This window comes from Thermobacillus xylanilyticus (assembly GCF_907165215.1).
In the GTDB taxonomy this organism is placed as follows: domain Bacteria; phylum Bacillota; class Bacilli; order Paenibacillales; family Paenibacillaceae; genus Thermobacillus; species Thermobacillus xylanilyticus.
Map to the genome: position 1 here is coordinate 51,050 of NZ_CAJRAY010000043.1, position 19,814 is coordinate 70,863.

Annotated in this window: 12 protein-coding genes; 1 reads left to right on the forward strand and 11 read right to left on the reverse strand. The window is 60.5% G+C overall.

All coding sequences use genetic code 11. The features are described from left to right. Positions 1 to 27: 27 nt before the first annotated feature. A complete protein-coding gene (locus KJQ12_RS09310; protein ID WP_213484434.1) occupies positions 28 to 1,047 on the forward strand; it encodes a zinc-binding alcohol dehydrogenase family protein in 1,020 nt (339 codons plus the stop codon). 173 nt (positions 1,048 to 1,220) lie between these two features. On the opposite strand, the gene KJQ12_RS09315 is transcribed toward KJQ12_RS09310, so the two are convergent. The 11 genes from KJQ12_RS09315 to KJQ12_RS09365 all read right to left on the reverse strand — a co-directional run bounded on the left by KJQ12_RS09315 (position 1,221) and on the right by KJQ12_RS09365 (position 19,625). Next, positions 1,221 to 2,639 (reverse strand): family 43 glycosylhydrolase, encoded by a 1,419-nt coding sequence (locus KJQ12_RS09315; protein WP_213484435.1) that lies wholly within the window; start codon positions 2,637 to 2,639, stop codon positions 1,221 to 1,223. Between the two features lie 18 nt (positions 2,640 to 2,657). After that, positions 2,658 to 4,973, reverse strand: a complete 2,316-nt coding sequence (locus KJQ12_RS09320) for a glycoside hydrolase family 95 protein (RefSeq protein ID WP_244860538.1) — start codon at positions 4,971 to 4,973, stop codon at positions 2,658 to 2,660. Further along, on the reverse strand, positions 4,970 to 5,725 hold the full coding sequence (locus KJQ12_RS09325) for a response regulator transcription factor (protein WP_213484436.1): 756 nt from the start codon (positions 5,723 to 5,725) through the stop codon (positions 4,970 to 4,972). The genes KJQ12_RS09320 and KJQ12_RS09325 overlap by 4 nt, the downstream gene beginning before the upstream one ends. Further along, positions 5,700 to 7,466 carry a sensor histidine kinase gene (locus KJQ12_RS09330; RefSeq protein WP_244860545.1) on the reverse strand — a complete coding sequence of 589 codons (1,767 nt, stop codon included), beginning with the start codon at positions 7,464 to 7,466 and terminating at the stop codon, positions 5,700 to 5,702. The genes KJQ12_RS09325 and KJQ12_RS09330 overlap by 26 nt, the downstream gene beginning before the upstream one ends. 115 nt (positions 7,467 to 7,581) lie before the next feature. Continuing rightward, complete coding sequence (locus KJQ12_RS09335; RefSeq protein WP_213484438.1) at positions 7,582 to 9,147, reverse strand: extracellular solute-binding protein; 1,566 nt, start codon at positions 9,145 to 9,147, stop codon at positions 7,582 to 7,584. Positions 9,148 to 9,213: 66 nt separating this feature from the next. After that, complete coding sequence (locus KJQ12_RS09340; protein WP_213484439.1) at positions 9,214 to 10,086, reverse strand: carbohydrate ABC transporter permease; 873 nt, start codon at positions 10,084 to 10,086, stop codon at positions 9,214 to 9,216. Positions 10,087 to 10,105: 19 nt separating this feature from the next. After that, positions 10,106 to 11,083 carry an ABC transporter permease gene (locus tag KJQ12_RS09345; protein ID WP_015256015.1) on the reverse strand — a complete coding sequence of 326 codons (978 nt, stop codon included), beginning with the start codon at positions 11,081 to 11,083 and terminating at the stop codon, positions 10,106 to 10,108. Between the two features lie 169 nt (positions 11,084 to 11,252). Continuing rightward, positions 11,253 to 13,052 carry a sugar-binding protein gene (locus KJQ12_RS09350; RefSeq protein ID WP_213484440.1) on the reverse strand — a complete coding sequence of 600 codons (1,800 nt, stop codon included), beginning with the start codon at positions 13,050 to 13,052 and terminating at the stop codon, positions 11,253 to 11,255. A gap of 62 nt (positions 13,053 to 13,114) precedes the next feature. After that, on the reverse strand, positions 13,115 to 14,941 hold the full coding sequence (locus KJQ12_RS09355; protein WP_213484441.1) for a sugar-binding protein: 1,827 nt from the start codon (positions 14,939 to 14,941) through the stop codon (positions 13,115 to 13,117). A gap of 222 nt (positions 14,942 to 15,163) precedes the next feature. Continuing rightward, positions 15,164 to 17,461 (reverse strand): glycoside hydrolase family 95 protein, encoded by a 2,298-nt coding sequence (locus KJQ12_RS09360; protein ID WP_213484442.1) that lies wholly within the window; start codon positions 17,459 to 17,461, stop codon positions 15,164 to 15,166. 145 nt (positions 17,462 to 17,606) lie between these two features. Beyond that, positions 17,607 to 19,625 (reverse strand): glycoside hydrolase family 127 protein, encoded by a 2,019-nt coding sequence (locus KJQ12_RS09365; RefSeq protein WP_213484443.1) that lies wholly within the window; start codon positions 19,623 to 19,625, stop codon positions 17,607 to 17,609. Between the last annotated feature and the right edge of the window lie 189 nt (positions 19,626 to 19,814).

The window sequence follows — 19,814 nt, forward strand, 5'->3', positions numbered from 1 at the left end:
CGTTGCGCAGGGAGGTTTATTTTGCGTATGAGAGGCATTGTATGCGAGGAAATCGGCGTCTTCCGGCTGCGGGACGATCTGCCCGAGCCCGCGGCCGGTCCGGGCGAGGCCGTCGTCCGGATCCGCCGGGTCGGCATCTGCGGAACGGACATGCACGCCTTCAAGGGCAACCAGCCCTACTTCACCTATCCCCGCATTCTCGGCCATGAGCTGGCGGGAACCATTGAATGGATCGGCGGGAATGAGGCGGGGCTCAAGGAAGGCGACCAGGTCGCCATCATGCCGTATCTGCACTGCGGGACGTGCATCGCCTGCCGGAGGGGCCGGACGAACTGCTGCGCGGGTCTCCGGGTGCTCGGCGTTCACACCGACGGCGGCATGCGCGAACGCATCACCGTGCCGGTCACCCATCTGATCAAGACCGACGGGCTCACGCTCGATCAGACCGCCGTACTGGAACCGCTGGCCATCGGAGCCCATGCGGTGCGACGCTCGGGCGCAGGCAGCGGCGAGACGGCGCTCGTGATCGGCGCCGGACCGATCGGGCTCGGCGCGGCCGCCTTCGCGAGGCTCGCCGGCGCGCGGGTGATCGTCATGGACGTGAACGATGACCGGCTTGCTTTCGCCCGATCCTGGGCGGACGCGGATCAAGTCGTGAACGCTCTGGATCATCCGATGAAACGGATCGCGGAGCTGACGGACGGCGATCTCCCGACCATCGTCCTCGATGCAACCGGCAACGCCAGGTCGATGATGGATGCCCTCGGCTATCTCGCCCACGGCGGAACGTTGGTCTATGTCGGACTGGTCAAAAACGACATCGCGTTCCCGCACCCGGATTTCCACAAGCGCGAGACCACCCTGATGGGCAGCCGCAACGCCACGCGCGAAGATTTCGAACATGTGCTTGATGCCGTCCGGCGCGGCGCGATCGACGCGGACCGGTACATTACCCACCGCGCGCCGTTCGACGCGATGATCGACGCCTTCGACGGCTGGCTGCGGCCGGAAAGCAACGTCATCAAGGCGATGGTGGAGTGGCCTTGATGCATGGCGAAGGTGCACGCCTCCCCCGCCGTGGAACGAAACTGAGACTTAGCGCCGTTTTCGGCAAAATAACGTGTCGCAGTTTCATCGAGGCGATCCATAAAGGACCGAAGCTCACAACACCGGCATTTGAACATCCGACATGCAAAAGGGAGGCGCATGCCTCCCTCTTCTCATGATTCCAGCGTGAACGATTTAAGCTGCGCGTTGCCCTCGCCTCTGTACGTGAAGTACAGCGCGTGGACGCCGTCCGGAATCGCGATGTCCGCCGCGTATTCCTTCCATACGTTCGTGAAGTTTACGGGAATCGAGCCGAGCGCCGGGCCGTCCCACGACGTCTTCACCTCGAAGGCGCCTTTCGCGTAGCCGCGCACCTTGATTTTGACCCTCTTCACGCCGCGGCAGTCGAAATATTTGAAGCCGGCCGTCGCCGTATCCCGCATGTTCGCGATGTAGCCGGGCTCCTCGTCCCCGTCCTTGCCGTCCTGGGTAATCTTCGGGAACCTGCCGTCCATCCAGGCGCCGTAGGTGCCGATGTACAGCTCCTCATCCTTGCAGAACAGATTGCAGGCGATATAGGCCGGATATTCGCCGCGCCCGGCGAGCGGTCCGCCGTTCAGGCCGCAGGACGTCATCTCCGCCTGCACGATGCTGCCGTCCTCACGGAATCGGATCGGCTCCGCGCAGCCTTGCCGGGAGTAATGGTGGCCGTTCGTCTGCCGGTGATAGAAGATGTACCACTGATCCCCGATCTCCACGATGCTGCCGTGGTTGTTCCCGCCGTAGTACATCGGCTTGTCCGCCGGCTTGTAGGCATCGATGTGCAGGTCCGCGTTGCTGACGATGACCCCGCCATACTTGAAGCCTTTCGTCGGGTCCTTGCTCGTCGCGTAGCACAATTCATGCATGACAATCGACGAATAGATCAGATAGTACGTATCCCCGCGCTTGCGGATGGACGGCGCCTCGAAGTATTCATGCCCCTCGAACCCGGTGCCCCGGCTGTAAGGCTCGCTCGGCAGCACGAAGACCGGCTCCTCGACGATCGTCAGCATGTCCGGCCCGAGCACGGTGGCCATGCAGCCGCTCCGCGACTTGTCCCCTCTCGGGCAGAAACCGGTATACAGATAGGTCCGGTCCCCTTCCGTCAGGACGCCGGGGTCGAACTGGTGCTGATCGCCTTCCCGCTCCCCGAGCCGCGTGCCGTCCGGATACCGGACATAGCCGTAGAACTCGAACTTGCCGGCCGGCGTGTCGGACACCGCGACCGAGACGACGGAGACTTTGTCCAACACATAGAACAGATAGTACCGCCCGTCCGGCCCTTTCGTCACATCCGGCGCGTACAAGCACATGCTGCCGTCCGGATTGAGCGGGTCGTCCGTCTTCTTGTATATGACCCCTTCATACCGCCAATCCCCCAGATTGTCCACGGGCGCCGACCAGCAGACGTAATCGTTCAGGCAGAAAACATGGCCGTTGAACCGGTCATGCGAGCCGTAGACGTACACACGGCCATCGAACACATACGGTTCGCCGTCGGGTATGTACTCCCAGGACGGCAGATACGGGTTGAACGCTTGTTTCTTCATGCCATCATCCCCTTTTATTTATTTGGCCTTCAGGCAATATCTGAGCCCTGCCTGCGCTTCGAACGACATCACATCCGCATATCGCGCGTCCCGCCGGACCGCAACCTCGCGTTCGCCCAGCCGGACCTCCACATCGCGGGAAACCCGGAACGTGCAGGCGCCGTCGCAACGGGACGTGATCCACGCCTCGACCAGCTCGCCATCCGCCCAACGAATGTCGATCTCGTATCCCCCGCGCGCCCTGAGACCCGCAACTTCCCCCGAAGGCCACGCCTTCGGCAGCGCCGGAAGCAGATGGAGGGCGCCGTCATGGCTTTGCAGCAGCATCTCGGCGATGCCGGCCGTCCCGCCGAAATTGCCGTCGATCTGGAACGGCGGATGGTTGTCCAGCAGGTTCGGCAGGGTGGACTTGCACAGGAGAGCGACGAGATTGTCGTAAGCCTGCTCGCCGTCCTCCAGCCGCGCCCAGAAGTTGATGATCCACGCCCGGCTCCAGCCGGTGTGCCCGCCGCCGTGCGACAGCCTGCGCTCCAGCGTGCGGCGCGCGGCCTGCGCAAGCTCCGGCGTCCGCCGCGGCGTAATCTGATCGCCCGGGTGCAGGGCGAACAGGTGCGAGATGTGGCGATGCCCCGGCTCCGCTTCATCGTAGTCTTCGTACCATTCCTGGATCGTGCCGAGCTTGCCGATTTTCTCCTTCGGAAGCCGCTTGAGCACGAGCTCCGCTTCGCGGATGAACGCCTCGTCGGAGGCCTTGCCCGTCCGGTCCGACAGCACCCGCTCAGCCTCTACACAAGCGCCCAGCAGCGCGCGGATGATCTGCGTATCCATCGTCGGGCCGGCGCACAGCACGCCCGTCTCCCCGTTCGGCAGCACGTAGCTGTTCTCCGGCGATACCGATGGACAGGTGACAAGCTCGCCGCTCGGCCCTTCCACCAGGTAATCCATCACGAACCGTGCCGCTTCCTTCATCGTCTCCAACGACCGCTCAAGGAACGGCAGATCCTGCGTGAACCGGTAATGCTCCCACAGATGCAGGCAGAGCCAGGCCGCGCCGAGCGGCCAGTACGATGCGGGAATATAGGTGTCCTGCGGCGCCGTGTCCGCCCAGATATCGGTGTTGTGGTGCGCGGCGAACCCCCGGCAGCCGTACATGACCCGCGCCGTCCTGCGGCCGGGTTCCCTGAGCCGCTCGATCAGGTCGAACAGCGGTTCATGGCATTCGGGCAAGGCGCAGCTTTCCGCGGGCCAGTAGTTCATCTGCGCATTGATGTTGATCGTGTACTTGCTGTCCCACGGCGGCAGGAAATGGTCGTTCCAGATGCCCTGCAGATTGGCGGGCAGCGATCCCGGACGGCTGGAGGCGATGAGCAGATACCGTCCGTATTGAAAATACAACGCCGCAAGCGCCGGATCCTCTTCTCCCATGCGCAGACGTTCCAGCCGCTCCGGAACGGGAAGTACGCTCCGCTCCTCATCTCCGCCCAAAGCGAGTGACACCCGGCCGAACAGTTCCCGATAGTCCCGCACATGCCGCGCATACCGCTCGTCATCCGGCGCCGCGCATACGGTCCGGGCATGCGCCAGACAATGCGCGAGCGGCTCCTTCTCGCGGAAGCTGGTCGCCGCCGTGATGACCAGCGTCACGCTGTCCGCATGCTCAACCACGAGATGTTCGCCGACCGCGTCCAGACTGCCGCCCTCGGCCCTCGCCGTCACCGCCGCCGCGAAGGAAACGCCCTCCGCTCCGCCGCTCGCGCCCGTCATGTAGATCGCATCCGTCCCGCTGCGGCCCGTCGCATCGACGTAGCGCCATCTCGCCCGCTCCAGCCGCGCCGTGAGCGAGATCTGCCCCGGCCGGTCGGCGGTCGCGCGGACGATGATCGCCTGATCCGGACAGCTTGCATAATACTCCCGCCGATGCCGCACGCCGCGGTGCAGAAATTCAACCGACGCGACGGCCCGCTCCAGATCCAGGCTGCGCTGATATTGCTCGACCGCATCCGGATCGATCCCTTCGAAATGGAGCAGCAACTGCCCGAGCGGTTCGTAATGCCGCTGCGTCTCGGGAATGCCCGACAGGCCCGTCACCGCCAGCCGCTCCGCCTCCCGCGGCTTTCCTTCGAAAATCAACCGGCGAATTTCGGGCAGCACCTTCGCCGCATCCGGATTGTTGCGGTCCCGCGGACCGCCGTACCAGAGCGAATCTTCGTTGAGCTGCAGCCGCTCGCTCACCGGGTGGCCGAAGACCATCGCGCCCATGCGGCCGTTGCCGATCGGCAGCGCTTCATTCCACTCGGCGGCCGGCCGGTCGTACTTCATCACCAAACGGCTCATGCTCCATCCCCTTCCACATCCGATTCCCGATAAGCCCCCGGCGTGCAGCCGACGAGCTTCTTGAACACTTTCATGAAATGCTGCGGATTCTCGAATCCCACCTGATTGCCGATCACCTGAACGGGCAGGCCGCCGTCTTTCTTCAGCAGCTCCTTCGCTTTCTCGATCCGGTAATGGTGCAAATACTGCACGAACGACACGCCCGTCTCCTTTTTGAACAACTGGCTGATGTAGTTGGGATGCAGTCCCGTCAGCTCGGAACACTGGTCCAGGGACAGGTCCCGGTGATAATGCTGATCGATATGCCGCAAAATTTTCTCCACATGGAAGCTGTACTGCGAATCGGACCGCGCATGCTTCGCGCCGTCCTGCTCCTCTTCCAATATCGTTTTAGCTACCGTGCGCAGCAGGTCCAGCAATTCCATCTTGTTGATCGGTTTCAGCAAATAATCGATGACCTGGTGGCGGAGGGCCTGCCTGGCGTATTCGAATTCGTCATGGCCCGTCAGGATGATGAAGCGGCCGCACGCTCCGCGATCCTTCACTTCCTGAATCAGTTCCAGACCGTTCATCTCCGGCATGTGAATGTCGGTAATGATCAGATCGGGCGCGAAATCCTCCATGACAGACAAGGCTTCACAGGCATCCAGGGCGCTTTCGATCCGGGTGAACGGCGTCTTCCCTTCCCTTATGATCTTGACGATGCCGTGCAGAATCACCATCTCGTCATCCACGATCAGCAGGTTCAACATGTCCATTCATCCCTTTTTTGTTCAAATAAAGCCTGAAATCCGTCCCTTCGCCGGGCTTGCTGTCCACTTCCAGACGGGAATCTTCTCCGTAGTACGTCTTGATGCGTTCGCTGACGTTGTAAATGCCGAGGCCGCTGTCCTGGGTCGAAAATTCCTTGATATCCAGCCGATTGTTCAGCAGCCTCCGGATTTCCTCCAGCCGCTGCTCCGGCATGCCCGCGCCGTTGTCCGAGATCTCGACCCGCACGCGGTTGTCGTCATCCGTGATGCGGATCGCGATGGCCCCCTTCCGCCGGATCGTCGACAGTCCGTGCACGATGCAATTTTCAACCAGCGGCTGCAAAATAAACTGCGGGCACGGGATCTGGCGGATGTCGGCCTCGACCGAGATGCTGTACGTGAGCCGGCTGCCAAGGCGGGTTTTCTGGATTTTCATGTAGTTCTCGATATTCCGGACCTCATCGCTCAGCCTGAACTGCTCGTGGTCGCTCGACAGGCTGTAGCGCATGAACTGTCCGAAGGAATAGGCGAGTTCCGCCACTTCGCGGTCGTCGTTCGCCTCGGCCAGCATGCGGATCGTTTCCAGCGTGTTGTACAGGAAATGCGGCTTGACCTGCGCCTGCAGCGCCTTGTAGGCGCTTTCCTTCCGAAGCAGCTCCGAGCGCTGCACTTTGTTGACCAGCTCATCGATCCGCTGCAGCATCGAGTTGTACGTGTAGGTCAGATAGCCGATCTCGTCCTGGTCGTCCCGATGGTCGAGCGTCTTGAAGTTGTTCTCGCCGACCTGGCGCATATGTCTGGCCAGCCGCGACAGCCGTTTCGTTACCGACACCGCCAGCATGTAGTAGATCCCCGACAGGAGCAGCAGCAGCCCGGCAATCATCAGGTACAGCCAGACTCTCTGCTTGGCCGTGCTGGCGAACACATCCTCCGTTTTGCTGACGACGGCCGCTCTGAGCCCCAGCTCCTCGATCGTCAGGTGGTTGACGAGCAGCGACTTGCGGTCGAGGAAGAAATACGCGAACGGCCGCTCGAGCATCTTTCCGATCATGTCTTCCCTCGCGCCGGGCGGGCTGGACTTCAGATCCCCGGTCAGCAGGTAAACGTCCGAGCGCCCTTCATTGCTCAGCGTATTGGCGAAGCTGTACAGCAGTTTCGGATCGACCTCGACGGAGAAGACGCCGACATGTTTGGAGAACCGCTCGGCGTACATGTTCTGGTAATAGGCCAGCTTCCATTCGCCCGATTCGGACAATTCGCAGAACCAGAGGCCTTTGCCCGGAGGGAGCCGGCGCAGCTCTTCCCGGACGTTCGATGGAAGGGCTTCCATATCGATGATGTGTTCCGGAGCGGTGAATACCCGCTCGCTTGCCTTGTAGATCCGGATATCCCGGATATGGTCATTGCCGTACAGCATGCCCGACAGCAGGGGCTTGATGTACTTCTGGTACGAGTAGACGTATTCCCAGTTGTACCGGTACGCGCCGTTCAGATAGTCGATGACGTTGGCGTTATGCTGGAACAACCCGTAATTGGACGAGATCTGCAGCAGGTCGATCCTCAGGTTGGCGTACGACTGTTCAATGACTTGCTGCTTGCCGCTCGCATATTCTTCGATCATGCTCTGGTACATCAGATGATTGTGGTAGAAACCGAAGGTGATGACCGGGACAAAGATGATGACGAAATAGCCCAGCACCATTTTCCTGACAATGCTCATTCTGGAGAACAAACGTTTCATCACCTTCACGTCCCCTGGGCAGCAACGTCTTTACGACTACTTTAACCCCTGCGCAGCTGCGTCACAAGTGAAAAAAAGGGGTCTGGGAAGGACCCCTTTGTACGCCTGCTCCGGATTATTGATTGAACAGCTCCTGCATCTTCTTGTATTCGGCCGTCGCCCAGCTTTCCAGCTTGCTGAGCCCGATGCCTTCCGCGAGCTTGAGCATGTTCTGATATGCCTGTTCCGCGGCTTCTTCCGATTCGGCCAGATAGATGCGGACTTCCTCCGTCTTCACCATCTCTGCGACCTTGTCAAAAATGACTTTCTCGTCGGTGCCGTCCTGCAGCTTCACCATGCCGATCGCGGGGTTGTGTTCCGTAATTTCCTTGATCTCCTGCAGCGCCTTCGTCGTCTGCGTGCCCGGCACGTATCCGCGCAGCCCTTCCACGATCGCGTCCGAATACAGGTACCACCATTTCAGACCTTCCGAATTGACGTAGTCGGCGTCGTTCACGTCGTAATGGAAGACCGGATAGCCGTCCGGATGCCACTCCCAGTGCTGGCCTTCGATGCCGAACATGACCAGCTCCAGGCCTTCCTTGCTGGCGAGGAACTTGATGAGCTCGATCGATTTCTGCGGGTTCTTGTTGTTCTTCGTAATATAGACTCCGGAGAACCCGGTGCCGGTGCTCAGGTTGTACGCTTCATCGGTGAGCGCCGACGGAATCATCGTGAACTGATAATTGCCGCCCTGATTCTTCACCTTGGCGTTGTCCGCCTCCGCGACGCTGACGGTATGGCTGTGGGCGAACGCTCTGCCGGTGACCGCGTATTCGTCGTCAATCTGGTCGTTGCTGTACGTGAAGTTCTCGGCCAGAATATAGCCGTTCCGGTACAGACTGTTCATGAATTTGTAGAACTCGAGCGCCTTCGGATGCGAGATGATATGTTTCAATTGGCCGTCCTGCTCATGCCAGGAGCTGTGCGGCGGGATGCCGAACTGCATTTTGAAATACTGCGGAATCCATTCGATGTCCATCGTCATCGGGACCATGTCCGGGTATTTCTGCTTCACCTGCTCCAGGACGGAGACGAAATCATCCAGCGTTTCGATCTTCGCGCCGAGCTCGTCCAGAATGTCCTGTCTCACCGCGATGCCGGGGTTGCCGTCGTTGCCCAGCGCGTAAGGGTTGCTCGCCCATTCTTCCGGGGTGGCGAAGGAATTGAGCACCGTGTACACGTTGCCGTCTTGCGCCGTGTTCACCGCCAGCCGGACCGGATCGATCTCGAAGTCCGGCGCGTACTTCTCGATCAGTTCATTCCAGGGGTACGACATGTCCGGATTTTCCAACCGCGGCTCCCTTAACGTGAAGATCAGGTCGGGCAGATCGCCGGATGCGATCATGAGCGGCAGCTGTTCCGAATCGGCGGCGACCGTGACGTTCAGCTTGACGCCCGTCCGCTTCGTGATTTCTTCCGCGATCGATCCCGTCCAGGACCGAACCGGGTACCAGGAGTGGTTGATGAACAAGTCCAGCTCCACGATTTCATCCTGCGATCCGGAGTCGGAGGCCGATCCGTTCTGGCCCGTCTGACCCCCGGAATTGGAGCCGGATTTCGCGTTGCCTCCTCCGCCGCATCCGGCCAGCAAGGCCAGGATGAGCGTCAGAATGAACAACGAACCCCATGTCTTTTTCATTCGCGAGCCCTCCATTGTCTGTGAGTTTATCTTATTAAAGCTTGCGCTTTAATAACAAATGGGAAGTTATTCCTTGACCGAGCCGAGCATGATGCCCGCCACGAAGTACTTCTGCAGGAACGGATACACGCAGATGATCGGAGCGATCGACACGATCATCGCGGTCACCTGCAGCGAGTAGCTGGTGACCGATGACGCGCCGGCGGCGGCCTCGATCGCCTCCTGCGGCACCCGGCTCTGGTTGATGATCTCGATCAGCCGGTAGGACAGCGTCCGCAGATACTCTGCCCGGACGAAGTAGGCGGAATCGAGCCATGAATTCCAATGCCCGACCCCGACGAACAAAGCCATCGTGGCGATGAGCGGCTTGGAGATCGGCAGAATGATCCGATAGAAAATCTTCAGCTCGCTCGCGCCGTCCATCCACGCCGATTCCTTCAGATCATTCGGAATCTCCCGGAAGAACGAGATCGCGATCAGCAGGAAGAACGTGTTCAGCATCCCCGGGATGATGTAAGTGGCGAACGAATTGAGCAGCCCAAGGGAGCGCAGCACAACGTAGTACGGAATCAGGCCGCCCGAGAAATACATGGCGAAGATGACCAGGGAAAAGTAAACCTTGCTGAACACCAGCCCTTTGTGCGACAGGCCGTACGCCACCAGACAGGTGAACAGCACGCCCGTGACGGCGCCGACGACCGTCCGCGCAATGCTCATGAACAGCGCGGACAGCCATTTCGAATCGTTGAAGAACGTCTTGTAGTTCTCCAGCGTGAAATCCGAAGGCCAGAAGTATGCTCCTCCCAGGAGCGCGTCCGTGCCCGAGTTGAAAGATGTGACAAGCAGATAATAGAACGGATAGGCGGTGACGAAGAAAATGAGTGACAGCAGCAAATAGTTGACGCCGTCAAATATCCGGTCTTCCAAGCGCCCTTTCATGATGACCCTCCTGACGGTATTAGAACAAGCTGGTTCCGGACACCTTCCTCGCGATCGCGTTGCTGGTGAAGATCAGGATGACGGAGATGACCGATTGAACCAGATCGATGGCCGCGGCATACGAATATCGGCCCTGGGCCAGCCCGACTTTGAAGGCGTAGGTCTGCACAATCTCCGAGGTGTCGTTGTTGCCGGCATTGCCCATCAGGAAGGCCTGGTCGAAGTTGGAACCGACGAGCCCGCCTCCGAGAATGCTTCCGATCGTCAGAATGAGCACCACGACCACCGTTCCCCGGATGCCCGGCAGCGTAATATGCCAGATCCGGGCCAGCCTTCCGGCTCCGTCGATCTGGGCCGCCTCGTAGAGCGTCGGATTGATGCCGGCGATGGCCGCCAGGAAAATGATCGCCCACCATCCGGCTTCCTTCCACATCGCGCTGCCGACGGCCAGTCCCCAGAAATAGTTCGGGCTCGTCAGGATCGGCAGCGGTTTGTCGATCCAGCCCCAGTCCAGGAGCAATTGATTGATCAACCCGACGTTGCTGGAGAAGAAAGTGAACGACAGCCCGAGCACGACCACCCAGGAGATGAAGTGAGGCAGGTAGCTGGCGGTCTGCACCACCCTTTTGAACGCCATGTTCTTCGCTTCGTTCAGCATGATGGCGAACAGGATGGGGATCGGGAACGTGAAGATGACCTTCAGAAAGCTGAGCACCAGCGTGTTTCGCACGATGTCGTAAAATTTGTAGTCGTTGTAGAACTCGATGAAATATTTGAATCCGGCCCAGCTGCTGGTGAAAATCCCCTTGATGCCCTGCACGATGGTGTAATTTTTGAAGGCCATCAGAATGCCGAACATCGGCGTATAGGCGAAGACCAGCAAATACAGGATGCCGATCCAGACGAAGAGATGCAGGGTTCGCTGCCGTTTGAAACGCTTCCAAACAAGCGATGACCGAATCGGTTTGGCATCGGTTGTATTCGTGTCGGCGGTCATGGCGCAAACACTCCTTTCACTTTTCATTGTAGGGAAGCGGCTGTTTGAAAGGCAGACATGATTTTGAAGATGCGTGTGTGCATTTTTTATATTGTTTGTAAGCGTTTTCATTTTTGGTTAAGAAAGAAAGCCCCCGGTTCCGTTTGCACGGAAACGCGGGGGACGCGGATCAAGCCTCGCCTTGGAACAGATCCGGCAAAATGTTGTAAATGTATTGGTTCTGCCAATACCAGGTGTGCGACCCGCCCTCGGCTTCGATGAAATAGAAGTTGCCTTTGTCGAGGTTCGACGAGTAGCGGAAGACATCGTCCAGCTGCTTCATCGCTTCGATCTGCGGCTTCAGATTCGGATAAGCGATATCCTGCGTGCCCGTGGCGCTGAAGATGTAGAAATCGTGCGGCTTGTAGCCCGACTTGCGGACAACCTGCGCAAGGAACTTCGCCGTTTCCTCAGGCCGGGTGCCGCCGCTCCTTTCACCGAGCGCCCAGCTGTCGCCGCTGAGCGGGATGTAGTATTTGAAGTAGTCCAGACCGCCCTTGGCGAACAGATGCCATGTCGTCACCGATCCCATCGAGAACCCGCCGAACGCGCGGTGAGCCCGGGACGCCTTCAAATCTTTAAGGCTTGCCGAGTTCGCGTATGTGTTGTACTTCGACTCCACCAGCGGAACAATATCGTGGATCAATTCTTCGTGGAACAGGGCGACATCGTTCTTCCCGCCGTAGAAGGTCGGCGTCACGACGATGAGCGGCTCGATGTCGCCGCGGGCGATCATGTTGTCGATAATCTTTTTGAGCGCCCGGTTTTCGCCCGGTCCGCCGAAGAGCAGATCCTCATTCTCGCCGCCGCCGTGCATCAGATACAGCACGTTGTACTTCGTGCCTTTGTCGGATGCGTTATAGCCGTGCGGGAGATAGACGTGCAGCCGCTTCTTGTCCTTGCCGCCGTCCAGGTTCGCCGTCTCGTACGACAGCGTCTCGATCGTCCCGGGCTGGTCGCTCTCAGCCAGGTATTCGACCGGAAGCGGCGTGAAATATTTCTCGTTCGCGGCTTCTTCCGTCATCTCCAGCGCGCCGATCGCTTCCGCAAGCGCGGCATACTGTTCATCGATCTGCTGCTGCGTCACTTCCGTGCTGCCCAGCAGGCTGTCCGCGGCAATTTGAAGGACGGCATCTCTCACGACTTCCGGATTTTTGTACAGCGAGTAATCGATGGACAGCGCTTTCTTGATCAGGTTGAGCAAATCATAGGGATTGAGACCGCTCGTCTCGCGTGCATTCTTCCCGACCAGCACAATCTCGCCGAACAGGCTCGTATCGTCCCAGGCCATGCCCGTCGAATCGAACAGATTGAGTGTGCCGACGCGTTCTTCGCCCACCGCATCGTTGATCTGCAGCTCGATGCCCAGGACGGTGCCGTTGGCCGGCTTCTTCTTGAGGGCGACCCGGGCTTCGATGACATAGCCGTCGTCCGTCTTGGTCGCAGCGGTATAGAATCGCGAGGCGTCGCCTTTGTCCACGGATTGGACGTTGTCGATGTTGACGCGGAAATGCAGATCATCCGCGCCGAATTCCCGGGTCTTGTCGTTGTTTTCGTCCAGGAAGATTTCGAGCGAATCCTGCATGTACGGCGTTCCGGACCGGGTGGACAGCTGGCCGTCCTTCACTTCCGCCAGGATGTAGAGTGCACGGTCATCCCACAGCGCCCTGAACGTTGCGCTCGCGTTGGTGTTGCCGGATGAATGCCGCGGTTGGTACGGCCGCGCCTTCTCCCATACTTCATCGATCCGGCCGTCGATGACCGGCGATCCGAACTGGGCGATAATTCTTCCGTTCATGGATGCCTCCTTGATTTCAACCTGCGCAGCAGCCGCTCTGGCGTAATCTCCGGTCTGGATGTTGATCAGCAGCGCGCTGAATAGTGATGCCGCGGCCAATGCCGCGCCGAACCTTTTGGTTTTCCGTCTCATAACGGATCGATCCTCCCCTTCCGCATCCGGTTTTGCAACTTCGTTTTAGCTTGCCGGGTTTTTCAAGACTCGCCTTTGAACAGATCCGGCAAAATGTTGTAAATGAACTGATTCTGCCAATACCAGGTGTGCGTGCCGCCTTCGCCCGCGATGAAGTAGAGATTGCCTTTCGCCGGGTCCGATGAATAGGGGAACACATCGGACAACTGCCTCATCGCCTCGATCTGGTCGTGCAGTCCCGGATAAGCGAAGTCCTGCGTGCCCGCGGCGCTGAAAATGTAGTATTCATGCGGCTCGTAGCCGGATTTCCGCACCACATCCGCAAGGAATTCCGCCGTTTGCGCCGCATCGCCGCTTCCGCCCAATCCGAAACCCGCTCCGCTGAGCGGCATGTAATATTTGATGTAATCCAGGCAGTGGGCGAAAATATGCCAGGTCGTGGCCGAACCCATGGAGAACCCGCCGAATGCGCGATGGGCCCGGGATGCCTTCAGATCTTGCAAGCTTGCCGATTTCGCATAAGTATTGTACTTCGTTTCCACCAGCGGAATGATGTCTTGCAGCAGTTCTTCGTGGAAAACGGCGATATCGCCTTTTCCGCCGTAGAACGTGGGCGTGACGACGATGAGCGGTTCAATGTCCCCGTTCGCCATCATGTTGTCGAGGATCTTCTTGAGCGAACGGTTTTCGCCCGGTCCGCCGAAGAGCAGATTTTCGTTCTCGCCCATTCCATGCATCAAGTAGAGCACATTGTACCGGGTGTTCTTGTCGGAGGCGTCGTATCCGTGCGGAAGATAGACATTCACGTACTTCGTGTCCATGCCGCCGTCCGGATTGGCCGTCCGGTAGGACAGGCGTTCGATGCTCCCCGGCTTGTCGCTCAAGGCCAAATACTCGACCGGAAGCGGCGTGAAATATTTCTCGTTCGCGGCTTCTTCCGTCATCTCCAGCGCGTCGATCGCTTCCGCGAGCATGGCATACTGCTCATCGATCTGCTCCTGCGTCACATCCGCGCTGCCCAGCAGGTTTGCCGCGGCAACCTGGAGGATGGCATCTTTGACGACGCCGGGATTCTTGTAGAGCGAGTAATCGATGGACAGCGCACGCTTCATCAGGTTGAGCAGATCATACGGATTGAGGCCGCTCTTGTCGCCGCGCTTCTTCCCGGTGAAGAAGATCTCGCCGAACAACCCCGTATCGTCCCATGCGCCTCCCGTCGGATCAAAAACATTGAGCGTGCCGATCCGTCCCGCACCTTCAGCGTCATTGACTTGCAGCTCGATGCCCGATACTGTGCCGTTGTCCGGTTTATTCTTGAGGCTGATCCGGGCTTCGACAATATAGCCGTCATCCGTAAGCCGCGTCGCCGTGTAGAAACGGGAGCCATCACCTTTGTCAATGGTTTGGACGTTCGCAAAATTCACGCGGAACTGCAGGTCATCCACGCCGAATTCCTTCGTCTTGTCACGGTTCTCGTCGAGGAAGATTTCCACCGAATCCTGCTCGTAGGGAAGCGGAGATTCCATGGAAAGGCTGCCGTCCGTGACTTCCGCGAGAATGTAGAGCGCATGGTCGTCCCACAGCGCTCTGAACGCTGCGGACGCCCGGGTATCCCCCGACGCATGCCGAGCCTCGACGATCCGGGCCTTGTCCCACACCGGATCGATTTCGCCGTCAATGACGGGCGATCCGTATTGGGCGACAAGGCTGTCCCGAACATTGACAGCGCTTACGATTGTGCGCGTTCCCGACTCCGCCGCATGTGCAAGCGCTTCCCCGGACACTTCTGGTGAAGCCGCATGCACGCCGGACTGCGCGTTGAGCCCTGCCGCGCACAAGAGGGCTGCCGCGGCCCATGCCGCCGTGAACCGCTTCGCTCTTCGTCTCATCCATCGCTCCTCCCATACTTGATTTTTTGCGGATAATTGGTTGCAATTTCGTTTTAGCATGCGTTGGTTCCATTTTATTCCGTCAAGCCCAAAAATACAATCACCAATTTCTTTGTCTGCGCCTGGATTTCATCCGTGCCGCCCTCCGAGCATGACGCAGACATCAACGGCGGGTCCGCGCAGCCGCGCGAACCCGCCGCATTCCCGAGGGGTAATCCTCCGTCAGAATTGAATGGGTATCGTATCGCCCTTGCTCGTCTCCAATTGTACGGACCGGTCCCCGTAATAAATCCGGCAGATACCGCCGCACAGGGCATGCAGCGAGGCTTCCGTGAGCCGTCCGTTCTCCCAGGCGAAAGCCAGCTCGAAACCGCCGCGTGCCCGCAGCCCTTTCACCCTGCCCCGCGACCATTGCGCCGGCAGCGCCGGCAAGAGCTCGATCTCATACACGGCGGCTGTGCCGTCATAGCGGCTCCTGCTCTGGAGAAGCATTTCCGCAATAGCGGCCGTTCCACCGAAATTGCCGTCAATCTGCATCGGAAGCGGCGGTTTCTCGTTGAGCAGATTCGGGTTGGCCGACAGCGCGATCAGATTGACGAGACGGCGGTGCGCCATCCGGGCATCGCGCAGATGCGCATGCAGGGCAATCCGCCAGGCGGCCGGCCACGCGCGGAAATCGTGGGTGCCGCGAAGTTCCAGGCTCCGCCCGACCGCTTCGGCCAGTTCCGGCGTGTCCTTGACGGAAATCTGATTACCGGGGTACAGCCCGTACAGATGGGAGACGTGGCTGTTGTGATCGTCGGGCCGGTCCCAATCCTCCGCCCATTCCTGCAATTGGCCGTATTTTCCGATCTGCATGCCGGGCAGCCGCGCCATCGCCTCCTCGAGTTCCCCGCGGAAATCTTCATCCACGCCCAGCATCTCCGCCGCTTTCATGCACCGTTGGAAGAGATCGCGGATCAGTTGAATGTCCATCGTCGCCGCATAGGTCAGATAGCGTCTCCGCCCCTTGTCGTCAATGTAATGATTCTCGGGGGAATAGGACGGATTGGTCACCAGCTTGCCGGCGAGCCGGGTGCCCTCCGGCGCTTCCGTCAGATAGTCGAGCACGAACAGGGCCGCTTCGCGCAGCGCCGGATACACCCTGTTCCGCAGAAACGCCTGGTCCGGACAATATTCGTAGTGGTCCCACAGATGCTGCACCAGCCAGACGCCGCCCATCGGCCAGACGGCCGCGTCGTAATCGACCGGGGTCGCGGCCCGCCACAGATCCGTGTTGTGGTGAACCACGAACCCTCTGCAGCCGTAGTGCGTTTCGGCGGTTTCCGCCCCGGTGATGCGGAGGTCGTCGATCAGGTCGAACAGGGGAAGATGGCACTCCCGCAGGTTGCCCGATTCCGCCGGCCAATAGTTCATCTGCACGTTGATGTTCGTCGTCCATTTGCTTCCCCAGAGCGGCCAGGGATCGTCGTTCCAGATGCCCTGGAGATTGGCGGGCTGTCCGCCGGGCCGCGAAGACGCGATGAGCAGATAGCGGCCGTATTGGTAAAACAGCGCGGCCAGCCCGGGGTCTTCCGTCTCGGCGTACGTCCGCACCCGCTCATCCGTCGGCGTGCCGTCGCCTGCGCCGTCCCCGAGTTCCAGCTCGACTCTGCGGTACAGCGCGGTGTAATCCTCCAGATGGCGTCCGAGCAGTTCCCCGTACGACTTGCCTTGCAGGCGTTCGATCACGCCGGCCGCCTTGGTGCCCGGGTCCCCGTCGATGCTGCGGTAATTCACGAAGCTGGTTGCGGCCGAGAAAATCAGCGTGACCGCGTCTGCTCCCCTGACCTCGAGCGCCTGCTCCCCTCGGAGGACACGGCCGCCCTCGGAGATGGCGCGCAGCCGCGCTTCGAACCGCACCCCCGGCCCGTCCCAGCCGGCGTTGAGCCGTCTCGGCCTTGCTTCCCGCTTGCCCGCCTGTCCGGTCAGGACCAGCGTGTCGTCGCCCGCGAAACGGACCCGCTGCTCCCCGTTGGCCGCGGCAAGCTCCGCGGCCATGTCGATCTTGCCCGGACAGTCGGATGAAATCCGCATGATGATCGCCTGATCGGGGTACGAGCAGAACACTTCGCGCGTGTACGTCACCCCGTTCACCTGATATCGGGTGGTTGCAACGGCCCGGTCCAGATCGAGTTCCCGGTAATAATCCCGGCCATCCGCATGGCCCGGAAAATGGAGCATCATATCGCAGCACGGGAGAAAAGCGTGCAGCAGTTCGGGATCGCCTTTCATCCGTTCATCGAACAGCTGCTGCGCTTCCTCGACCTTGTCCTGAAAGATCAACTCCCGGACCTGCCGCAAATATCGGGACGCGCCCGGCCGGCGGTAATCGTGCGGTCCGCCCGACCAGAACGTCTCCTCGTTGATCTGAAGCCTTTCCCGCTCCATGCCGCCGTGCACCATCGCGCCCAATCTGCCGTTGCCGATTGGCAACGCTTCCAACCAATCCGATGCCGGTTTCGCATACCACAGTTTCATGCGGCGCCCCTCCTGTTCAAGCCCTGTTTCCCTCCATTCTATGGGTCGCGCGTGCCCGTCCGCCAGCCATCATTTCTAAGATTCGGGTGTCGGATTTTCATCAGAAAAAGCCCCGGCGTTGTGAAAAACGCCGGGACTTTCCCGATTACCGGTACCGCACCCACACCGCCATCTCGCCTTCGCCCCGGTTGCCCCAGAGATAATAGGGGATCGCCCGGAACGCGGCCGGCTCTTCGCGGCGGGCGCCGTCCTCCTCTTCCAGCGGCAGGTACAACGCGTCCGCCCAGTCGCGCGCCCCTTCGCGGAACGCGCGCCCCTCGATCACGACGCAGCCGCCGAGCAGCTGCGCGTCATACGTTGCGGTCAACGGCGTCTGCGTGTCGATCGCGAGCGCGCTCAGCGGTCCGCCCGGATTGTCGGCGGACTCGAGGCAGTAGACGAGCGGCCCGCGCTGGATCGCGACGCGGCCGGCGTCGGCCCGCACCTCCGGGCGGGCGGCGAGCAGCCGGATCGTCATGTCGAGCTTAAGCTCGACCGTATCGCCCGGCTGCCAATCGCGGCGGATGTACGCGTAGCCGTCCCGCACCTCCGGCGCGATCCGCTCGCCGTTCACCGCAATCTCCGACGTTCGGCTCCAGCCCGGCAGCCTGAGCGCGAGGGTGAACGCCGATAAGCCGCCCGCTTCGGGCGTCACCGTCAGCATCACGGCGCCGTCCCACGGATAGTTCGTTTCCTGCCGAACGACGACCGTGCCGCCGTCATGTCCGCCGCCTTCCTTGCCGACGTTCAGCCGCGCCTCTCCGCCGATGTACAGATGCGTGTACACGATACCGGATTCGGCGTCGACGTCGTAAACATAGCCGCCGAGCGACGCGATCAGCCGCGCGATGTTCGGCGGGCAGCAGGCGCAGCCGAACCAGCGCTGCCGCACCGGCTTCACGTGATGCTTGCCGGGGTTGCTGCGGCAAGCCTCCGGCCATACCTCCAGCGGATTCACATAGAAATAGCGTTTCCCGTCCTGTGACATGCCCGCAAGCACCGTATTGTACAACGCCCGCTCCATCACGTCGCCGTATTCGCCTTTCGCCTCGATCTGCAGCATTCGCTTCGCGAACATGATGAGGCCGATCGACGCGCACGACTCCGCATAGGCCGTATCGTTCGGGAGATCGTAGTCCGTGGTGAACGCTTCCAGGTGATGCGTCGAGCCGACGCCGCCCGTCACATACATCCGCTTGCGCGTCGTGCTCCGCCACAGCCGCCGGCACGCTTCCAGCAGCGACTCGTCGCCGTTCTCTGCCGCGAGATCCGCCATCGCCGCGTACAGATACATGGCGCGGACGGCGTGGCCGACCGCGTCGGTCTGCTCCCGCACCGGGCGGTGCGCCTGGTGGTATTCCAGATTAATCGGTGCCGGCCGCTTGAGGAAGAAGTTGATCCGCCCCCGCTTCTCCCATTCTTCGCGCAGGAAGTTCGGCTCCCGGCCCCGCTCGTCGACGAAAAACGCCGCCAGCCGCAAATACCGCTCTTCTCCCGTCACCCGGTACAACTTCACGAGCGCCAGCTCGATCTCCTCGTGGCCATCGTAGCCGCGGAGCTGCCCTTCGTTCGGTCCGAACACCCGGTCGATGCAATCCGCGAGCCGGCAGGCGACGTCCAGCACCTTCCGTTTGCCGGTCGCCTCGTAATACGCGCACGCCGCCTCGATCAGGTGGCCGGCGGTGTACAGCTCGTGGCAATCCGCCAGGTTCGTCCACCGCTTGTCCGGTTCCTGGATGGTGAAGTACGTGTTCAGATAGCCGTCCTCGCCCTGCGCCTCCGCGATGAGATCGATAACGTCGTCGGCGAGCCGCTCCAGCTCCGGGTCCGGATGCGTCATGAGCGAATAGCCGACCGCCTCGAGCCATTTCGCCACATCGGTGTCCTGGAAGACGAACCCGTGGAACTCTCCTTGCTTCCGGCCCGCCGCGATCTCGAAATTGGCGATCGCATGGCTCGGCTCCGCGTCCGGCACCCGGTCGTGCAGCGCCTCGTACTGGTACGGAATGACGACCTCGCGGACGAGGTCGCGGTATCTTGACCAGAAGGCGTCCGTGAACTTCACCCGGCCCGCCGGCAGCGGCCGGAGCGGCTGCGGGTGCCTTTGCGCCGTATGGGTTGACATGCGCCGTTCCTCCTCTCATGGTTGCAGATCGTGTTAGAAGTCTTCGCTCAGCCCCGGGCAATTTCCTGCGAGCGGCTCAGGGTTGTAACGCGCATACCGCGTTACAGCTTCGTAATCTCCGCCCGGCGGCAGGCTGTAACGTGCATACCACGTTACAGCTTCGTAATCTCCGCCCGGCGGCAGGCTGTA

What these genes read in the sequence shown, in the direction of transcription:
- KJQ12_RS09320 (WP_244860538.1), bottom strand. Translation starts at nt 4,973, where the DNA reads ATGAGCCGTTTGGTGATGAAGTACGACCGGCCGGCCGCCGAGTGGAAT.
- KJQ12_RS09355 (WP_213484441.1), bottom strand. Translation starts at nt 14,941, where the DNA reads ATGAGACGAAGAGCGAAGCGGTTCACGGCGGCATGGGCCGCGGCAGCC.
- KJQ12_RS09325 (WP_213484436.1), bottom strand. Translation starts at nt 5,725, where the DNA reads ATGTTGAACCTGCTGATCGTGGATGACGAGATGGTGATTCTGCACGGC.
- KJQ12_RS09340 (WP_213484439.1), bottom strand. Translation starts at nt 10,086, where the DNA reads ATGAAAGGGCGCTTGGAAGACCGGATATTTGACGGCGTCAACTATTTG.
- KJQ12_RS09365 (WP_213484443.1), bottom strand. Translation starts at nt 19,625, where the DNA reads ATGTCAACCCATACGGCGCAAAGGCACCCGCAGCCGCTCCGGCCGCTG.
- KJQ12_RS09350 (WP_213484440.1), bottom strand. Translation starts at nt 13,052, where the DNA reads ATGAGACGGAAAACCAAAAGGTTCGGCGCGGCATTGGCCGCGGCATCA.
- KJQ12_RS09360 (WP_213484442.1), bottom strand. Translation starts at nt 17,461, where the DNA reads ATGAAACTGTGGTATGCGAAACCGGCATCGGATTGGTTGGAAGCGTTG.
- KJQ12_RS09315 (WP_213484435.1), bottom strand. Translation starts at nt 2,639, where the DNA reads ATGAAGAAACAAGCGTTCAACCCGTATCTGCCGTCCTGGGAGTACATA.
- KJQ12_RS09330 (WP_244860545.1), bottom strand. Translation starts at nt 7,466, where the DNA reads ATGAAACGTTTGTTCTCCAGAATGAGCATTGTCAGGAAAATGGTGCTG.
- KJQ12_RS09335 (WP_213484438.1), bottom strand. Translation starts at nt 9,147, where the DNA reads ATGAAAAAGACATGGGGTTCGTTGTTCATTCTGACGCTCATCCTGGCC.
- KJQ12_RS09345 (WP_015256015.1), bottom strand. Translation starts at nt 11,083, where the DNA reads ATGACCGCCGACACGAATACAACCGATGCCAAACCGATTCGGTCATCG.
- KJQ12_RS09310 (WP_213484434.1), top strand. Translation starts at nt 28, where the DNA reads ATGAGAGGCATTGTATGCGAGGAAATCGGCGTCTTCCGGCTGCGGGAC.